This is a genomic window from Pseudonocardia bannensis (genome assembly GCF_012911875.1).
GTDB lineage: Bacteria > Actinomycetota > Actinomycetes > Mycobacteriales > Pseudonocardiaceae > Pseudonocardia > Pseudonocardia bannensis.
Window position 1 is genome coordinate 13340 of record NZ_JAAXKZ010000072.1, and the last position, 16700, is coordinate 30039.

A 16700-nucleotide genomic window follows, 5' to 3' on the forward strand; every position below is an offset into this window, starting at 1 on the left:
GTGACCGCTTTCGTCGCGCTCGCGGAGCCGACCCGGCGCCGGATCCTGGATCTGCTCCGGGAGCGCCCGCGGCTCGTCGGCGAACTCAGCGAGCAGCTCGGGCTCAGCCAGCCCGGCACGTCCAAGCACCTGCGGGTGCTCCGCGACGCCGGCCTGGTCCGGGTGCGGCCGGAGGCCCAGCGCCGCTGGTACGAGCTGGCGCCCGAGCCGCTCGCCGAGATCGACGCCTGGCTGGAGCCCTACCGGTGGATGTGGGCCGACCGGCTCGATGCGCTCGAGCGGCACCTGGACGACATGCCGGACGATCCCGCGGAGGAAGCATGAGCGAGACCCTGCGCAAGGTTGACGGCCGATCCGTGCTGCGGATGGAACGGCCGCTGGCCCACCCGCCGGAGAAGGTGTGGCGGGCGATCACCGAGCCCGCCCACGTCGACCGGTGGTTCCCGTTCGCCGTGAAGGTGGATCCGCGTGCGGGCGGCGCGATCAGGTTCGTGGGGCACGACGTGGGTGGCGGCCCCGAAACCGAGGGCGTGATCACCGACTTCGACCCACCGAAGGTCTTCGCCTACACCTGGGGCGAGGACCACCTGCGCTGGGAGGTCGTGGCGGACGGCACCGGCAGCGTCCTGGTCCTCACCCACACCTTCGACGACCACGCCGGGGCCGCGAGCTTCGCCGCGGGCTGGATGTCCTGCATCGGCGCCCTGGTCGAGGTGCTGGCCGGCGCGCCGGTCTCCCGGGCAGGCGACATGATCGCCACCCACGAGGCGTTCGTCGGGCGGTTCGGCCTCGACCGGGGCTCGGTCGAAGCCGGGGCCGACGGCTGGACGGTGCGGTTCGAGCGCCAGCTCACCCGCCCCGTCGACGCCACCTGGGCGGCCATCGGCGGCCCGGAGGCCGCCGTCGGCGCCCCCGCGCCCGCCGCGGCGACGGTCGACGCGGTGCCGGCGGGTCCGGTGTCCGCCGTGGAGGCGCCGGCCGCGCTCGAGTACGAGTGGCGGTCGGCGGGCCGCCCGGCCGGTCGGGTGCGCTGGGAACTCGAGCCGGGCACCGGGCACGGTGCCCGGCTGCTGCTGACCCAGACCGGGCCGGCGGCGCCGGAGGGGGAGCGCGACGCCGCCCTCGAGGCCTGGCGGACGCGGATCGAGAGCCTGGCGGCGGTGCTCGCCGCCCTGCCGCCGGGCTGAGGCGGTGCGGACGCTCCCCGCCGGGAGGCCCGGCCGGTGATCGGCGGGAGCGCTCCCGTCGCGGTGCTCCCGGTGCACGGGCGACAGAACCGGTGACGCCGGAAAGAGCCGGATCGGCTCTTTCCGGCGTCGCGCGGGGAGGCGCGGCTACTGCTGCGGACCGGCCATCTGGTAGCCGGCGAACTTGTCGCGCAGCGTCTTCTTGCTGAACTTGCCGACGCTGGTCTTGGGCACCTCGTCGATGAACTCGACCGCGTCGGGCAGCCACCACTTGGCCACCCGCGGCGTCAGGAACTCGATGATCTCCTCCGGCGTCACGGTCTCGCCGGGCTTGACCACCACGCACGCCAGCGGCCGCTCCACCCACTTCTCGTGCGGGATCGCGATCACGGCGGCCTCCGCGACCTTCGGGTGGGCCATGATCTCGTTCTCCAGCTCGACCGAGCTGATCCACTCGCCGCCGGACTTGACCAGGTCCTTGGTCCGGTCGACCAGCCGGACGAAGCCGTAGCGGTCCACCGACGCGACGTCACCGGTACGCAGCCAGCCGTCGGAGGTGAACTGCGCCCCACCGCCCTCGCCGCGGTAGTACTCGGACGCGATCCACGGGCCGGCGGCCTGGATCTCCCCCGTGGCGACGTCGTCCCAGGGCTGTTCCTCGCCGGAAGCCGGGTCGACGAGCCGGATGTCGACCAGCGGCACCGGCTGGCCCTGACGGGCCCGCGCGTCGGCCCGGGCGGACTCGTCCCACGCGTCGTGGTGCGAGCGTGCCGTGGACATCGTCGCGATCGGGGAGGTCTCCGTCATGCCCCAGGCGTGCAGCATCGGCAGCCCGATCTTCTCCCGGTAGGCCTCCGACAGCGCGCGCGGCACCGCCGACCCACCGCAGAGAATCGTGCGCAGCGACGACAGGTCGTAGTCATCGAGCATCGGTAGCGCGCCCATCCAGATCGTCGGGACGCCGCCGGTCACCGTGACCTTGTGCTCGGCGAGCAGCCCGAGAATCGCCTGCGGGGTCATGTTCGGCCCGGGGAACACGATGTCCGTGCCGGCCAGCAGGCAGCCGTAGGGCAGGCCCCAGGCGTTGGCGTGGAACATCGGCACCACCGGGAGCACGACGTCGCGCTCGGACAGCGCGGCCCCGTCCGCGATCAGCGAGATCAGCGAATGCAGCACCGTCGAGCGGTGGCTGTAGACCACGCCCTTCGGGTTGCCGGTGGTGCCGGACGTGTAGCACATCGCCGCCGCGGTGTTCTCGTCCTCGACCTCGAACCGGCCCTGGTACGGCTCGGCGGCGGCGAGCAGTTCCTCGTAGTCCAGGATCCGCGGGTCGTCCGGGATCTCGACGTCCGCGCCGTCGTCGATCACGACGTAGTGCCGCACGGTGGAGAGCTTGTCCACCAGCGGCCACAGCAGCGGGAGCAGCGAACGGTCGACGAAGACGACCTCGTCCTCGGCGTGGTTGGCGATGTAGACCAGTTGCTCGGGGAACAGCCGGATGTTGAGCGTGTGCAGCACCCGCCCGGTGCAGGGCGCGGCCATGTAGAGCTCCAGATGGCGGCCGGTGTTCCAGCAGAAGGTCGCCACCCGCCCGTCGTCACTGACACCCAATGAGTCCAGCGCGGTGGCGAGCCGGCGGACCCGATGCGCCCACTCCGCGATCGTCGTGGACACCTCGCCGCCGGCGGTCGCGGTGACGATCGACTTGTGTCCGAACAGCTGCTCCGCCCGGTGGAAGACGTGGGGCAGCGAGAGTGGCCGCTGCTGCATGAGTCCGTGCATCGGATCTCCTGAATCAAACGCCGAGAGTGCCTGTGTGCTCCGTCACCGCGGAACCGTACCGGTTCGGGTGAAGATCCCCGAAGTTCGCGAATCGCCATGGCCGTGCGATCGCTCGTTCGCGGCGCACGCCGCGCCGCCGGGCCAGTAGGCTCAACGCTCATGACACCCACCGGATCGCAGGCCGCGTCGGTCTGCTTGGACGTGGGTTCTACCTGGACCAAGGCCGTGCTCATCCATCCCGACGGCGGCCTCGCCGGCTTCGCGGAGCACCCCACGACCCCGTCCGACGTGCTCGCGGGGATGGATGCGGCGGTCCGTGCGGTCACCGCGTGCGGTCCGCCGGGCTGCACCGCCCAGCCCGAACTGTTCGCGTGCTCCTCGGCCGGCGGTGGGCTGCGGCTCGCGGTCGTCGGCAACGACACGATCGCGTCGACCGAGGCCGGGCACCGGGTGGCACGGTCCGCGGGTTCGCACGTCGTGCACGTGCACAGCGGGCCCCTGGAGGCCTCCGACGTCCGCACCCTGCGCAGCCACCGTCCGGGGGTGGTGCTGCTGCTCGGCGGCGCCGACGGCAGCGACCCGACGGTGATGCTGCACAACGCCGGACGGCTGGCCCGGGCCCGGGTGCGCTACCCGATCGTGCTGGCCGGCAACGTCGAGGCTCAGCAGGACGCGCTCGCCCTGCTGCGGGCGACCGGCCGGACCGTGGTGGCCTGCGACAACGTGCTGCCCGAGCCCGGCCGGGTGGTCCCCGGTCCGGCCCGGGCCGCGGTCGCGGGTGTCTTCGCCCGGCACGTCCTCGGTGGCCGCGGACCGGCCGCGGCCCCCCGGTTCCGCCGGCTCGTCCGGGTGGTGACCCCGGAGGCCGTCGGTCGTGGCGCGGCCGAACTCGCCCGGATCACCGAGTCGGGGGTGCTGGTGGTCGACGTCGGCTGTACCACCACGGACGTGCACTCCGCGCCGGTCGGCGGTGTCGGCACCGGGCCGGTGCACCGGACCGTCGAGGGCGACCTCGGTGTCCGTTCCGCCGCCGGCGGCGTGCTGCTGGAGGGCCAGGCCGAGGGCATCGTCGACCCGGTGGAGGCCGACCTGCTGGCGCTCACCGTCGAGCGGATGGCGACCGAGGTCGGCTACGTGCCGCGCGACCCCGGCAGCGCGGCCGAGGACCGCCGGATCGCGGCGCTCGCCGCGATCATCGCCGTCCGCCGGCACCTGCGGGGGCATGACGACGCGGGCCGTGACGTCGGCCTGCTCGTGCTCTCGGGCGGGGTCTTCCGGCAGCGTGACCCGGACGGGCTCGGCGCGGTGATCGCGACCGTCCGGGCCGACCCGGTACTCGCGCCCCTACTGGCCGGGGTGCCGGTGGTGGTGGATGCCGACTTCGCGGTGGCGCCGGCCGGCCTGCTGGCCGCGCACGACCGGACCGCAGCCGCCGAGGCGCTGCTGCGCAACCACCTGCTGAGCTGAGATCCTGGGACTGCGCCCACGGTCCGTGCCCGCTCCGGGCGGTCTTCCTCACCCGCGTTGGACGCGCCGAAGCTCCGCCCACCCGGGTAGCGTGACCGGTCGGACTGTGCCACAAGGAGGCCTAACCCCACATGACCGCAACGACCGAGACCACCGATCCGACCGGTCGGCTGCAGACGCGCAACGGGATCGACTTCGCCGTCGCCGATCTGGGGCTGGCGGAGTTCGGCCGCAAGGAGATCCGGCTCGCCGAGCACGAGATGCCCGGGCTGATGGCGCTGCGTCGGGAGTACGCGGAGGCGCGGCCGCTGCACGGGGCCCGGATCGCCGGCTCACTGCACATGACGGTGCAGACCGCGGTGCTGATCGAGACCCTGGTGTCGCTCGGCGCCGATGTGCGCTGGGTGTCGTGCAACATCTTCTCCACCCAGGACCACGCGGCCGCGGCGATCGTCGTGGGCCCGCACGGCGCGCCGGAGGAGCCCAAGGGCGTGCCGGTGTTCGCCTGGAAGGGCGAGACGCTGCCGGAGTACTGGTGGGCGACGGAGCAGCTGTTCAACTTCCGTGACGCGGACGGCGAGATCGTCGGCCCGAACATGATCCTCGACGACGGCGGCGACGCCACGCTGCTGGTGCACAAGGGCGTCGAGTTCGAGACCACCGGCGTGGTCCCCACCGTCGACGACGACGACCTCACCGTCGCCGAGGAGTACCGGATCATCCTCGACACGCTGCGCCGCTCGCTGGCGGCCGACCCGCAGCGCTGGACCCGGGTGTCGGCGGACATCCGCGGGGTCACCGAGGAGACCACCACCGGCGTGCACCGGCTCTACCACCTGGCCGAGCAGGGCCAGCTGCTGTTCCCGGCGATCAACGTCAACGACTCGGTCACCAAGAGCAAGTTCGACAACAAGTACGGCATCCGGCACTCGCTGATCGACGGCATCAACCGGGCCACCGACGTGCTGATCGGCGGCAAGGTCGCGGTCGTGGCTGGCTACGGCGACGTGGGCAAGGGCTCCGCGGAGGCGCTCTCGGGGCAGGGTGCGCGGGTCATCGTGGCCGAGGTCGACCCGATCTGCGCGCTGCAGGCGCTGCTCGAGGGCTTCCAGGTCGCGCGGCTCGACGACGTGATCGGCCAGGCCGACCTCGTCATCACCACGACGGGCAACAAGGACATCGTCACCGTCGAGCACATGGCGAAGATGAAGCACCAGGCGATCCTGGGCAACGTCGGCCACTTCGACAACGAGATCGACATGGCCGGCCTGGCCCGCTACCCGGGCATCCGCCGGATCAACATCAAGCCGCAGGTCGACGAGTGGGTGTTCCCGGACGGGCACTCGATCATCGTGCTGTCCGAGGGCCGGCTGATGAACCTGGGCAACGCCACCGGTCACCCGTCGTTCGTCATGTCGAACAGCTTCTCCAACCAGGTGATCGCGCAGATCGAGCTGTTCACCAAGCACGAGGAGTACAGCAAGGACGTCTACCGGCTGCCGAAGATCCTCGACGAGAAGGTCGCGCGGATCCACGTGCAGGCGCTGGGCGGCGAGCTGACCAAGCTCACCAAGGACCAGGCCGAGTACATCGGCGTCGACGTCGAGGGTCCGTTCAAGCCCGAGCACTACCGCTACTGATCCACCTGCCGAGGGGGCCGGGGCCGGGCGTCCCGGCCCTCTCGGCGTCCCGGAACGCGGTTCCGACGTCCCGCGCCAGGATGTTGCCCAGGTCGAGCGGCCCGGACGGGGCCTCCGCGGCCGGCGTGGCCGGCTCGCGCGGCCCCCCGGCAGCCCTGCGGTGACGTCGGCGAGCGCACGGGCCGCCCGGTCAGGACACCGGCGCCGTCGGCCCGCACCAGCGGCTGTGAGGTACCGGCCGACCCGGCGCCGCGGACGCGCGCCCCGACATGCCCGAGCCGAGGGTGACGGCGGTGCAGGGTCAGCGATTGCTGACTTGAGTCTGGAGCGCCTGTGATCAGCGACGCAGGAGGGGCCGCCGACATAGGCTGATCTCATGTCTGCGCTGCAGCAGGAGAGCTGCGACGGCGACGGGTGGGCGTTCTGCGCCCAGGGTCACCGGCACTGGGGCGTCTTCGGCGCGTCCGGCCTGCTGGTGCGTCACCGTGACGAGAACGCCGTCGAGCGGATCCTGCTGCAGCATCGCGCGGCCTGGAGCCACTACGGCGGCACCTGGGGTGTCCCGGGTGGCGCCCGGCGCCCGGCCGAGACGGCCGAGCAGGCGGCCCGCCGGGAGGCCGCCGAGGAGTCCGATCTGGACACCACGTCGTTGCCGGTCACCGGCGAGTTCGTCGACGACCACGGCGGCTGGTCCTACACCACCGTCGTCGTGCGGGCCCACCTGGCGGTCCCGGTCGCGGCCCGCGGTGGGGAGAGCGTCGAGCTGCGGTGGGTGCGCGCCGACCGCCTCCACGAACTGGAGCTGCACCCGGGGTTCGCCGCGAGCTGGCCCCACCTGCGCGACCGGGGCTGACCCACCGTGGGCGGTGACGGCGGCCCGAACGGCGTTGTCCGCTCACGGTAGTTTCGCCGGGTGGGACGGCTGATCGTCATCGAAGGCCTGGACGGCGCCGGCAAGCGCACGCTCTCCGACGCGCTGTGCGCCGCGCTGGCCGACCGAGGCGCCCGCACGGCGCGGATGGCCTTCCCCCGCTACGACGACGACGTGCACGCCGAGCTCGCCCGCGACGCGCTCTACGGCCGGCTCGGCGACGGGGACGCCGTCGCCGGGTCGGTGCACGCGATGGCGCTGCTGTTCGCCCTCGACCGCCGCGCCGCCGCCCCCGGCCTGCGCACCGCGCTGGACACCCACGACGTGGTGCTCGTCGATCGCTACGTCGCCTCCAACGCGGCCTACTGCGCCGCGCGGCTCGAGCAGGACGCCGGCGGCGAGATCGTCGGCTGGGTGCGGGCGCTGGAGATCGAGCGCTTCGGCATCCCGGTCCCGGACCGGCAGCTGCTGCTGGCGGTCCCGGGGGAGGTGGCCGCCGAGCGGGCCCGGCACCGGGCGCGCACCGAACCCGGCCGGGAGCGTGACGCCTACGAGGCCGACGCTGCGCTGCAGCGGCGCACCGACGCCGTCTACCGCGGGCTCGCGGCGGCGTCCTGGCTCAGCCCCTGGACGGTGCTCGACGGGGCCTGCTCCCCGGACACCGCAGCCCTGGCCGATCGGCTGCTCGGGTAGCGGCCCGGCGGGTCCGGGGCGAGAGGCCCTCGGGAAATGGGATGCTGATCCGCATGAAGTCGCGCGTGCTGGTGGTCGACGACGACCCGGCGTTGGCGGAGATGCTGACCATCGTGCTCCGGGGGGAGGGCTTCGACACCGCTGTCGTCGGTGACGGCACCCGGGCATTACCCGCCGTCCGCGAGCTGCGGCCCGACGTGGTGCTGCTCGATCTCATGCTCCCCGGCATGAACGGCATCGACGTCTGCCGTGCCATCCGGTCGGAGTCCGGCGTCCCCATCGTGATGCTCACGGCGAAGAGCGACACGGTCGACATCGTGCTCGGCCTGGAGTCCGGTGCCGACGACTACGTGGTCAAGCCGTTCAAGCCCAAGGAGCTGGTCGCCCGGATCCGGGCGCGGGTGCGGCGCACCGAGAACGAGCCGGCCGAGCACCTGTCGATCGGGGACGTGACCATCGACGTCCCCGCGCACCAGGTGAACCGCAACGGCGAGAACATCGCGCTGACCCCGCTGGAGTTCGACCTGCTCGTGGCGCTGGCCCGCAAGCCCCGCCAGGTGTTCACTCGCGAGGTGCTGCTCGAGCAGGTGTGGGGCTACCGGCACGCCGCCGACACCCGGCTGGTGAACGTGCACGTCCAGCGACTGCGGTCCAAGGTCGAACGCGACCCGGAGCACCCCGAGGTGGTTCTGACCGTCCGCGGGGTCGGCTACAAGGCCGGACCTCCGTGACGAACGGAGCCGGATGACCGGTCCGATCCCGTCCCGGGGGGTCGCGGCGCGGGCCGTCCGCCGGATGGCCCGGTCGGCGCCGGGCGTCCGCCTGCGTCGCGGCGTGGCGCACACCGGGCAGCTGGTCCACGAGGTCCGCTCGGCCTTCGCCGCGGCGTGGCGGCGCTCCCTGCAGCTGCGGGTCGTGGTCAGCACGCTCGCGCTGTCCACCGCGGTGGTCGTCGTCCTGGGCCTGGTGCTCCAGACCCAGATCGCCGAACGACTCGTGCAGGGCAAGTTCGACGCCGCACTCGTGCAGGCCGACTCCGGCCGCGCGGTCCTGGAGCGTGATCTCTCCGGCGTCGACCCGGATCGCGAGGGCGCCCAGGGCACCCTCAACAACGCGCTGGACCGGCTGACGAACACGAGCCTGGCCGCGCAGCCGGGTTCGCCGACGGCGGGGGAGTTCCGCGCCGTGCTCACGACCGGATCGGGCAGTGGCACGGAGATCTCGGCGGGCACGGTCGAGGACGTCCCGGCCGACCTGATGCACGCGGTCGCCCAGGGCGGGCTGGCCACGAAGTACTCCGCGGTCGCGGACATGCCGACCCTGATGATCGGGCAGCCGATCCGTACCGCGGGCCGTGACCTGCAGTTCTATCTGCTGTTCCCGCTCGATGCCGAGCAGCGCACGCTCGGCCTGGTGCAGAGCACGCTGATCGTCGGCGGGCTGGTCCTGATCCTGCTGCTGGCCGGTATCACCAGCCTGGTGACCCGGCAGGTGGTGCGCCCGGTCCGGCAGGCCGCCGAGGTGGCCGAGCGCTTCGCCGACGGCCACCTCGACGAGCGCATGCCGGTGCACGGGGACGACGAGGTGGCCCGGCTCGCGGAGTCCTACAACGAGATGGCGGGCAGCATCCAGAGCCAGATTCGTCAGCTCGAGGAGTTCGGGGCGTTGCAGCGGCGTTTCACCTCCGACGTCAGCCACGAGCTGCGCACCCCGCTGACCACCGTCCGGATGGCCGCCGACGTGCTCTACGCCTCCCGCGACGAGCTGCTCCCCGCGCTGCGCCGCAGCTCGGAGCTGCTGGTCAACGAGCTGGACCGCTTCGAGGCGCTGCTCGGCGACCTGCTGGAGATCAGCCGCCTCGACGCCGGGGTGGCCGAGCTGGGGGCCGAGCGGCTGGACATGCACGGGGTGGTCTCGCGGGCGGTGGAGGCGGTGCGCGGCCTGGCCGAGGAGAGCGGCACCCCGCTGGAGCTCGACCTGCCGGTCGAGGTGTTCGCCGAGGTGGACCCGCGCCGGGTCGAGCGGATCGTGCGGAACCTGGTGGCCAACGCGATCGACCACGGGGAGGGCCGGCCGGTCCGGGTCACCCTCGGCTCCGACGAGCACACCGTCGCGGTCCTCGTGCGCGACGAGGGCGTCGGCCTGCGTCCGGGCGAGGCGGGCCTGGTGTTCAACCGGTTCTGGCGGGCCGAGGAGTCCCGGGCGAGGCGCAGCGGGGGCAGCGGACTCGGGCTCTCGATCAGCCTGGAGGACGCCCGGCTGCACGGCGGGTGGCTACAGGCGTGGGGGGAGCCGGGAGTGGGATCGGCGTTCCGGCTGACCCTGCCGCGGACCGTCGGCGACGTCGTCACGTCGAGCCCGCTGCCGCTGGGTCCCGAGACGGGGACGCACGAGGTCCCGGATCCGGGCGAGCCGTCGTCGGTCCTGACACCACCGCTCGGCATCCCGCGACTCGCCGACGCCGAGGCCGGGTCCACCCCCGGCGGGTCGCCGGCCGCCGGCGACGAGCCCGCCGTGCGCCGCGCCGAGCCGGCGATCATGGAGGCGCGCCCGGTCAGCCAGGGCGGGGAGCGATGACGGGCGTCCGGGCGGGCGTGCGCTCCCGCGTGATGGCCGCCGTGGCCACCCTGCTGGTGGTCGCGGGGCTGGCCGGGTGTGCGAGCGTCCCGCAGAGCTCCTCGGTCCAGGTGCTGCGCAAGGTGACCGACGGCGAGGCGCCGGTGCTCCCGCCGGGCCCCGTCGACGGCAGCAACCCGCTCGACCTGGTGCGCGGGTTCGTCTATGCGTCCGGCAGCAGCGCCGACCGGCACGGCGCTGCCCGGCGCTTCCTCAGCGCGGAGGCCACCGGCTGGGACGACGCGTCCGGGCTGACCGTGCTCGACGAGCAGTTCGACACGGTCTATCCGCCGGCCCCGACCGAACCGGCGGCCGACACGACCACGGTGCGGATCCGCGGCAACCGGGTCGGCACCCTCACCCCCGCCGGTGCGTTCCAGCCCGACGAGGCCCCGGTCGAGGTCGACGTGACGGTGGTGCGCCGGGACGGCCAGTGGCGGATCAGCAGGTTGCCCGACGGCGTGCTCGTGCGGCTCTCGGACTTCCGGTCGAACTACCGGACGGTGAAGACCTACTTCGTGGACCCGATCCGCCGGACCACCGTGACCGACCTACGCTACCTGCCGACCGTGCCCGCGCGCGCCCAGGCCTCGCGGACCGTCGAACTGCTGCTTGCGGGACCGTCGAGCGCACTGGCCGGCGCCGCGGTCAGCCAGCTGCCGCCTGCGGCGCGGCTGCGCTCCAACGTCGCGCAGAGCCCGGACGGAGCGGTCATCGTCGACCTGACCCAGGTCGGCGACCTCGACGAGCAGGCCCGCCGGCTGCTGGCCGCCCAGATCGTGCTGTCACTGTCCGAGGTGAACGTCGGCGCCGTCCGGGTGCTGATCGACGGCGCCCCGCTGCTGCCCGAGCGCACCGACCTGACCCGCGACGACGTCGCCGGGCTCGCCGCCGAGGTCCAGCCGCGCGCCGACGTGCCGGGGCTGCTGGTCGCCGGGGGCCGGGTCCGGCAGCTGACCGGCGCCGACCCGGGAGCACCGGTCCCGGGGCCGGCCGGCAACGGGGCCTTCGACGTGATGTCGGCCGCCACGACCGCCGACGGGCAGCGGCTCGCCGTGATCTCCCGGGAACCCGGTCGGCAGCGGTTGCTGATCGGCACCCCGGAGGGCGCCCTGCAGGGGGTCGAGCTCGGCGCCGGTAGCATGACCCGGCCCTCCTGGACGCCGACGGGCGCGGAGGTGTGGACCGTGCTCGACGGCGCGGTCGTCGCCCGGGTGCTGGTCGACACCGGCGGCGCCACCCGGACGGGACAGGTCAACAGCGCCGAGCTCGCGGCGCTCGGTCCCATCCAGGACCTGCGGCTGTCCCGCGACGGGTTGCGCGTCGCGGCGGTCGTCGGCGGTCGGCTGGTGACGGCGGCCGTCGCGCGCACCGGCGACGGCGAGGTCGCGATCCGCAATGTCCGCCGGCTGCGGGTCGCCGATCTGGGCGAGGTCGTCGCGGTGGACTGGCGCGCTGCCGAGTCCGTGCTGGTGGTGAGCAAGCGGACCGATCGCCCGGTGTCGCTCGTCTCGGTCGACGGCCTGAGCTGGCAGCTCGTGCCGAGCAGCAACCTGACGCCGCCGCTGCAGGCGGTGGCCGCCGCGCCGAGCCGCCCGCTGCTGGTGGCCGACCAGGGTGGGGTGTGGAGCTTCTCCGGCGGAGAGCTGGACACCTGGCGTCGGGTCGTGGGCGGGATGCCCGACGCGGTGCCCCTCTACCCGGGCTGAGTGGGTCGCGGGTGACGGCCGGTCACCGGCTCCGGGCCCGCGGGCTGTGGACAACCGCCGCCGCTTCGCGCCGGGTCGTCGGTCCGGCGCGTCATGCTCGGATCATGAGTTCCCGAAAGCTCGTAGCCGGCTCGGCCGGCGGGCTGGTCGACCTACTGCTGCCGAGCGGCTGCGGTGGTTGCGGCGAGCCGGGGGTGTCATGGTGCGGAGACTGCGCCGCGCGCCTCGGCGCGCCGTTGCACGTGGCGCTGCAGGGCGGGCCCGCGGTGCTCGCCGTCGGGCGGTACCGGGGCCCGCTGCGGGCCGCGCTGCTCGGCTACAAGGAACGCGGGCGCCGCGATCTGGGCCCGCCGCTGGCGGCGCTGCTCGCCGCCGCGGTCGCGCCGGCGGTCCCGCGCGACGGGCCGCTCTGGCTCGTGCCGGCGCCGTCGCGGCCGGCGGCGGCCCGTGCCCGCGGCGGTGACCACGTGCTGCGGCTGTGTCGCGGGCTCGCCGCCGCGCTGGCCGTCGCGGGATACCAGGTCGAACCGGCACGGGCGCTGCGGCTGGCCCGGCGGGCGCGCGACTCGGTGGGCCTCGACGCGGACCAGCGCAGCGCCAACCTGGCCGGCCGGCTCCGGGTGCGCGCGGCCGGGTTGCCGCCACCGGGTGCCGGTGCGTCCCGGGTGCTGCTCGTGGACGACGTGGTGACCACCGGGGCGACGCTCCGGGCGTGCCGGGACGCACTGGCCGGGGCCGGCGTGGGGGTGGGTGCGGCGCTGGTGCTGTGTGATGCCACGGGCCGCGCCGGGCGATGATCGCCGGCCGGCCGGGCGGGGAGATCACGGCGGAATCGGCGTCCCGACAGCCCTTGGAAAATACCGGTTGTGGGCCGCGGCCGACATGTCGTTCGGCGCTTCCACCTGGTCCGGTGTGACTGGTAGCTCGGCTCTGTTGCCGGAACGTGGTGGCGACTACCGTGCTAGCAACCCGTTGTGAACGCCCCAACAGGAGGAAGCACCGATCGCGCGTCCGGGGCGGGGTACCCCGGTCGCACCTGCAACTCAGAGCCCGACGCTGAGAGCGAGGGAAGTCCGAGTGGAGATCGTTGTCACCGGCCGGAACGTCGAGGTCCCGGACCATTTCCGGGTTCGCGTCGAAGAGAAGGTCGCCCGTCTGGAACGGTACGACCACAAGATCCTCAGAATGGAAGTCGAACTCTTCCACGAACGTAATCGCCGGCAGTCGAAGAGCTGTCAGCGAATAGAGATCACGGGGCGTGGATGCCTCCCGGTGGCGCGCGCGGAGGCGTGCGCGCAGGACTTCTACGCGGCGCTGGATGCGGCCGTCGGGAAGTTGGAGGAAAGGCTGCGCCGGCAGCACGACCGGCGCCGGGTGAACCCCCGCCGGGCCCGGGTCATGGTCGGGCGCGGTGGTCCGGCCGCGATCGGGGTGCTGGAGGACATCGACATCGACATCGACCTCGAGGTGGACGTCGATGTGGACGTGAACGCGGACGTGGACGTGGATGTGGACATCCCAGCCCCGCGAGCCAGCGGTGAGGACCTGCCCGAGACCGGCGACGTCGGCAGCAGGCCGGGCCGCGTCGTGCGCCGCAAGGTGCACACCGCCGAACCCATGAGCATCGACGAGGCGTTGTCCCGCATGGAACTCGTCGGGCACGACTTCTATCTGTTCTCCGACGCCGAGAGCGGTGAACCCTCCGTCGTCTACCGTCGCAAGGGCTACGACTACGGAGTCATCACTCTGACTCGCTGACCCACCCACACCGAGGAATCACGGGGCGGTACCGGACGCGTGACACGGTCGGGTACCGCCCCGGCGGCGTTCACAGACCTCCACATCGGTGGTGCCTCTACCATGGGCGGGGCAGGGTGCCGTGGCACGGCGCGCTGCGCCATGACCGCGATCGGTGAGTGAGGTCGACCAGTGCCGTTCCTGAACCGTCTGCTGCGTGCCGGTGAGACGAAGCTGGTGAAGCGGCTCGGCAAGATCGCCGCTCACATCGACACGCTCGAGCCGGACGTGCAGGCGCTGTCCGACGCCGAGTTGCGAGCCAAGACCGATGAGTTCCGGGCGCGCTACGCCGAGGGGGAGGACCTCGACGAGCTCCTGCCCGAGGCCTTCGCCGTGGTCCGCGAGGCGGCGGTGCGGACCATCGGCCAGCGGCACTTCCCCGTACAGCTCATGGGTGGCGCGGCCCTGCACCTGGGCAACGTCGCGGAGATGAAGACCGGTGAGGGCAAGACCCTCACCTCGGTGCTGCCCGCCTACCTCAACGCGATCTCCGGCGACGGCGTGCACGTCGTCACCGTGAACGACTACCTGGCGAGGCGCGACGCGGAGAACATGGGCCGCATCCACCGCTTCCTGGGCCTGTCGGTCGGCGTGATCCTCTCGGAGATGACGCCCGCGCAGCGCCGCGAGCAGTACGCCGCCGACATCACCTACGGCACGAACAACGAGTTCGGCTTCGACTACCTGCGCGACAACATGGCCTGGAACAAGGCCGACCTGGTGCAGCGTGGGCACAACTTCGCGATCGTCGACGAGGCCGACTCGATCCTCATCGACGAGGCCCGCACGCCGCTGATCATCTCCGGTCCGGCCGAGCAGAGCGCCCGGTGGTACCAGGAGTTCGCGCGGATGGCGCCGATGCTCAAGCGCGACGTCCACTACGAGGTCGACGAGCGCAAGCGCACCATCGGCGTCACCGAGGACGGCGTGACCCTGGTCGAGGACCAGCTGGGCATCGACAACCTCTACGAGGCCGCGAACACCCCCCTGGTCGGCTACCTGAACAACGCCATCAAGGCCAAGGAACTGTTCAAGAAGGACAAGGACTACATCGTCCGCGACGGCCAGGTGCTGATCGTCGACGAGTTCACCGGCCGGGTGCTCGCGGGCCGGCGTTACAACGAGGGCATGCACCAGGCCATCGAGGCCAAGGAGGGGGTGGAGGTCCAGGCGGAGAACCAGACGCTGGCCACCATCACCCTGCAGAACTTCTTCCGGCTCTACGACAAGCTCTCCGGAATGACCGGTACCGCGCAGACCGAGGCGGCCGAGCTGCACCAGATCTACAAGCTGGGCGTGGTGCCGATCCCGACCAACCGGGACATGCAGCGCAAGGACCAGGCCGACCTCATCTACAAGACCGAGACGGCCAAGTTCGAGGCGGTCGCCGACGACATCGCCGAGAAGTACGAGGCCGGGCAGCCGGTTCTGGTCGGCACGACGAGCGTCGAGAAGTCGGAGTACCTGTCGAGGCTGCTGGTGCAGCGCCAGGTCCCGCACGAGGTGCTGAACGCGAAGCACCACGAGCGTGAGGCCGCGATCGTCGCGCAGGCAGGCCACGCCGGCGCCGTCACCGTCGCCACCAACATGGCCGGTCGTGGTACCGACATCGTGCTCGGTGGCAACCCGGAGTTCCTCGCCGACCTCGAGCTGCGCCGCCGTGGGCTCGACCCGGTGGAGAGCAGGGAGCAGTACGAGGCTGCCTGGGACGACGTGCTCGCGGCGATGAAGGCTCAGGTCGCCGCGGAGGCCGAGGAGGTCAAGGCGGCCGGCGGGCTCTACGTGCTGGGCACCGAGCGGCACGAGTCCCGGCGCATCGACAACCAGCTGCGCGGGCGGTCCGGCCGCCAGGGCGACCCGGGCGAGTCCCGATTCTACCTGTCCCTGGGCGATGACCTGATGCGCCGGTTCAACGGCCAGATGGTCGAGTCGATCATGAACCGGTTCAACCTGCCGGACGACGTCCCGATCGAAGCGGGCATGGTCACCAAGGCCATCCGCAGCGCGCAGACCCAGGTCGAGCAGCAGAACTTCGAGATCCGCAAGAACGTCCTCAAGTACGACGAGGTGCTCAACAAGCAGCGCACCGTCATCTACGACGAGCGCCGTCGCGTGCTCGCGGGCGAGGACGTCAAGGACCAGATCCAGCACATGCTCTCCGACGTGATCAACGCCTACGTCGAGGGCGCCACGGCCGAGGGCTACGCCGAGGACTGGGACCTCGACAAGCTGTGGACGGCGCTGGGCACGCTCTACCCGATCTCGATCCGCTGGCAGGACCTCACCGACGGTGTCGACGAGGACGGAAACCTCGACGATCCGGGCGATCTCACCAAGGAGGCCCTGACCGCCGCGATCCTGGCCGACGCCGAGCGGGCCTACGCCGCCCGCGAGGCCGAGATGGACCAGATCATCGGCGCCCAGGGCGGCATGCGCGAGCTCGAGCGCCAGGTCCTGCTGCAGGTCATGGACCGCAAGTGGCGCGAGCACCTCTACGAGATGGACTACCTCAAGGAGGGCATCGGGCTGCGCGCGATGGCCCAGCGCGACCCGCTGATCGAGTACCAGCGCGAGGGCTACGACATGTTCGCCGCGATGCTCGAGGGCATCAAGGAGGAGGCCGTCGGGCACCTGTTCAACGTGCAGGTGCAGGTCGCGCAGCCGGCTCCCGCGCAGGCCCAGGCCGCCGAGGCCCAGCCCGCGGCCGCCGGCGTGCAGGCTGCGCCCGCGGCGGCCCCGGCTCCCCAGCAGGCCCCACCTGCTCGTCAGCCCGCCGCACCCGCTCGGCAGCAGCCCACACCGGCTCGCCGGCGGGCGGTACCGGGGCCCGCTGCGGGCCGCGCTGCTCGGCTACAAGGAACGCGGGCGCCGCGATCTGGGCCCGCCGCTGGCGGCGCTGCTCGCCGCCGCGGTCGCGCCGGCGGTCCCGCGCGACGGG

At 72.6% G+C, this 16700-nt stretch carries 13 protein-coding genes; 12 read left to right on the top strand and 1 reads right to left on the bottom strand.

What is annotated here, in order from left to right:
• Together HF519_RS18545 and HF519_RS18550 are read left to right on the top strand one after the other, a co-directional pair.
• A complete protein-coding gene (locus HF519_RS18545; RefSeq protein ID WP_169414229.1) occupies positions 1-324 on the top strand; it encodes an ArsR/SmtB family transcription factor in 324 nt (107 codons plus the stop codon).
• The gene (locus tag HF519_RS18550; protein ID WP_169414230.1) at positions 321-1187 is read left to right on the top strand and encodes an SRPBCC family protein; all 867 of its coding nucleotides are present in this window, start codon (positions 321-323) and stop codon (positions 1185-1187) included. Before HF519_RS18545 ends, HF519_RS18550 begins: the two co-directional genes overlap by 4 nt.
• A gap of 147 nt (positions 1188-1334) precedes the next feature.
• Here the strand turns inward: HF519_RS18550 and HF519_RS18555 are convergent, their stop codons facing one another.
• Complete coding sequence (locus tag HF519_RS18555) at positions 1335-2969, bottom strand: long-chain fatty acid--CoA ligase (protein ID WP_169414231.1); 1635 nt, start codon at positions 2967-2969, stop codon at positions 1335-1337.
• Between the two features lie 159 nt (positions 2970-3128).
• Here HF519_RS18555 and HF519_RS18560 point away from each other — a divergent pair, with 159 nt between their 5' ends.
• The 10 genes from HF519_RS18560 to secA form a co-directional block, all read left to right on the top strand.
• Positions 3129-4436 (top strand): glutamate mutase L, encoded by a 1308-nt coding sequence (locus HF519_RS18560; protein ID WP_169414232.1) that lies wholly within the window; start codon positions 3129-3131, stop codon positions 4434-4436.
• A 131-nt stretch (positions 4437-4567) separates the two neighbouring features.
• A complete protein-coding gene (gene ahcY / locus HF519_RS18565; protein WP_169414233.1) occupies positions 4568-6076 on the top strand; it encodes an adenosylhomocysteinase in 1509 nt (502 codons plus the stop codon).
• Between the two features lie 376 nt (positions 6077-6452).
• Positions 6453-6929, top strand: coding sequence for an NUDIX domain-containing protein (locus HF519_RS18570; protein WP_169414234.1), 477 nt, complete (start codon positions 6453-6455; stop codon positions 6927-6929).
• 60 nt (positions 6930-6989) lie between these two features.
• A complete protein-coding gene (locus tag HF519_RS18575; protein ID WP_169414235.1) occupies positions 6990-7640 on the top strand; it encodes a dTMP kinase in 651 nt (216 codons plus the stop codon).
• Between the two features lie 53 nt (positions 7641-7693).
• Positions 7694-8371 carry an MtrAB system response regulator MtrA gene (gene mtrA / locus HF519_RS18580; RefSeq protein WP_169414236.1) on the top strand — a complete coding sequence of 226 codons (678 nt, stop codon included), beginning with the start codon at positions 7694-7696 and terminating at the stop codon, positions 8369-8371.
• Positions 8372-8384: 13 nt separating this feature from the next.
• Complete coding sequence (gene mtrB, locus HF519_RS18585; RefSeq protein ID WP_246244455.1) at positions 8385-10217, top strand: MtrAB system histidine kinase MtrB; 1833 nt, start codon at positions 8385-8387, stop codon at positions 10215-10217.
• Positions 10214-11965: an LpqB family beta-propeller domain-containing protein gene (locus tag HF519_RS18590; protein WP_169414237.1), complete on the top strand. Its 1752-nt coding sequence runs from the start codon at positions 10214-10216 to the stop codon at positions 11963-11965. Before mtrB ends, HF519_RS18590 begins: the two co-directional genes overlap by 4 nt.
• 104 nt (positions 11966-12069) lie before the next feature.
• Positions 12070-12762, top strand: a complete 693-nt coding sequence (locus HF519_RS18595) for a ComF family protein (RefSeq protein ID WP_169414238.1) — start codon at positions 12070-12072, stop codon at positions 12760-12762.
• A gap of 280 nt (positions 12763-13042) precedes the next feature.
• Entirely contained in the window at positions 13043-13723 is a 681-nt protein-coding gene (gene hpf / locus HF519_RS18600; RefSeq protein WP_169414239.1) for a ribosome hibernation-promoting factor, HPF/YfiA family, read from the top strand.
• 171 nt (positions 13724-13894) lie between these two features.
• Positions 13895-16700, top strand: a 2806-nt coding sequence (gene secA, locus HF519_RS18605) for a preprotein translocase subunit SecA (RefSeq protein WP_169414240.1), incomplete at its 3' end; no start/stop codon positions are given.

Coding starts and splice junctions, on each gene's coding strand:
- HF519_RS18550 (WP_169414230.1), top strand. CDS start 321: ATGAGCGAGACCCTGCGCAAGGTTGACGGCCGATCCGTGCTGCGGATG.
- HF519_RS18555 (WP_169414231.1), bottom strand. CDS start 2,969: ATGCACGGACTCATGCAGCAGCGGCCACTCTCGCTGCCCCACGTCTTC.
- HF519_RS18560 (WP_169414232.1), top strand. CDS start 3,129: ATGACACCCACCGGATCGCAGGCCGCGTCGGTCTGCTTGGACGTGGGT.
- ahcY (WP_169414233.1), top strand. CDS start 4,568: ATGACCGCAACGACCGAGACCACCGATCCGACCGGTCGGCTGCAGACG.
- HF519_RS18570 (WP_169414234.1), top strand. CDS start 6,453: ATGTCTGCGCTGCAGCAGGAGAGCTGCGACGGCGACGGGTGGGCGTTC.
- mtrA (WP_169414236.1), top strand. CDS start 7,694: ATGAAGTCGCGCGTGCTGGTGGTCGACGACGACCCGGCGTTGGCGGAG.
- mtrB (WP_246244455.1), top strand. CDS start 8,385: ATGACCGGTCCGATCCCGTCCCGGGGGGTCGCGGCGCGGGCCGTCCGC.
- HF519_RS18590 (WP_169414237.1), top strand. CDS start 10,214: ATGACGGGCGTCCGGGCGGGCGTGCGCTCCCGCGTGATGGCCGCCGTG.
- HF519_RS18595 (WP_169414238.1), top strand. CDS start 12,070: ATGAGTTCCCGAAAGCTCGTAGCCGGCTCGGCCGGCGGGCTGGTCGAC.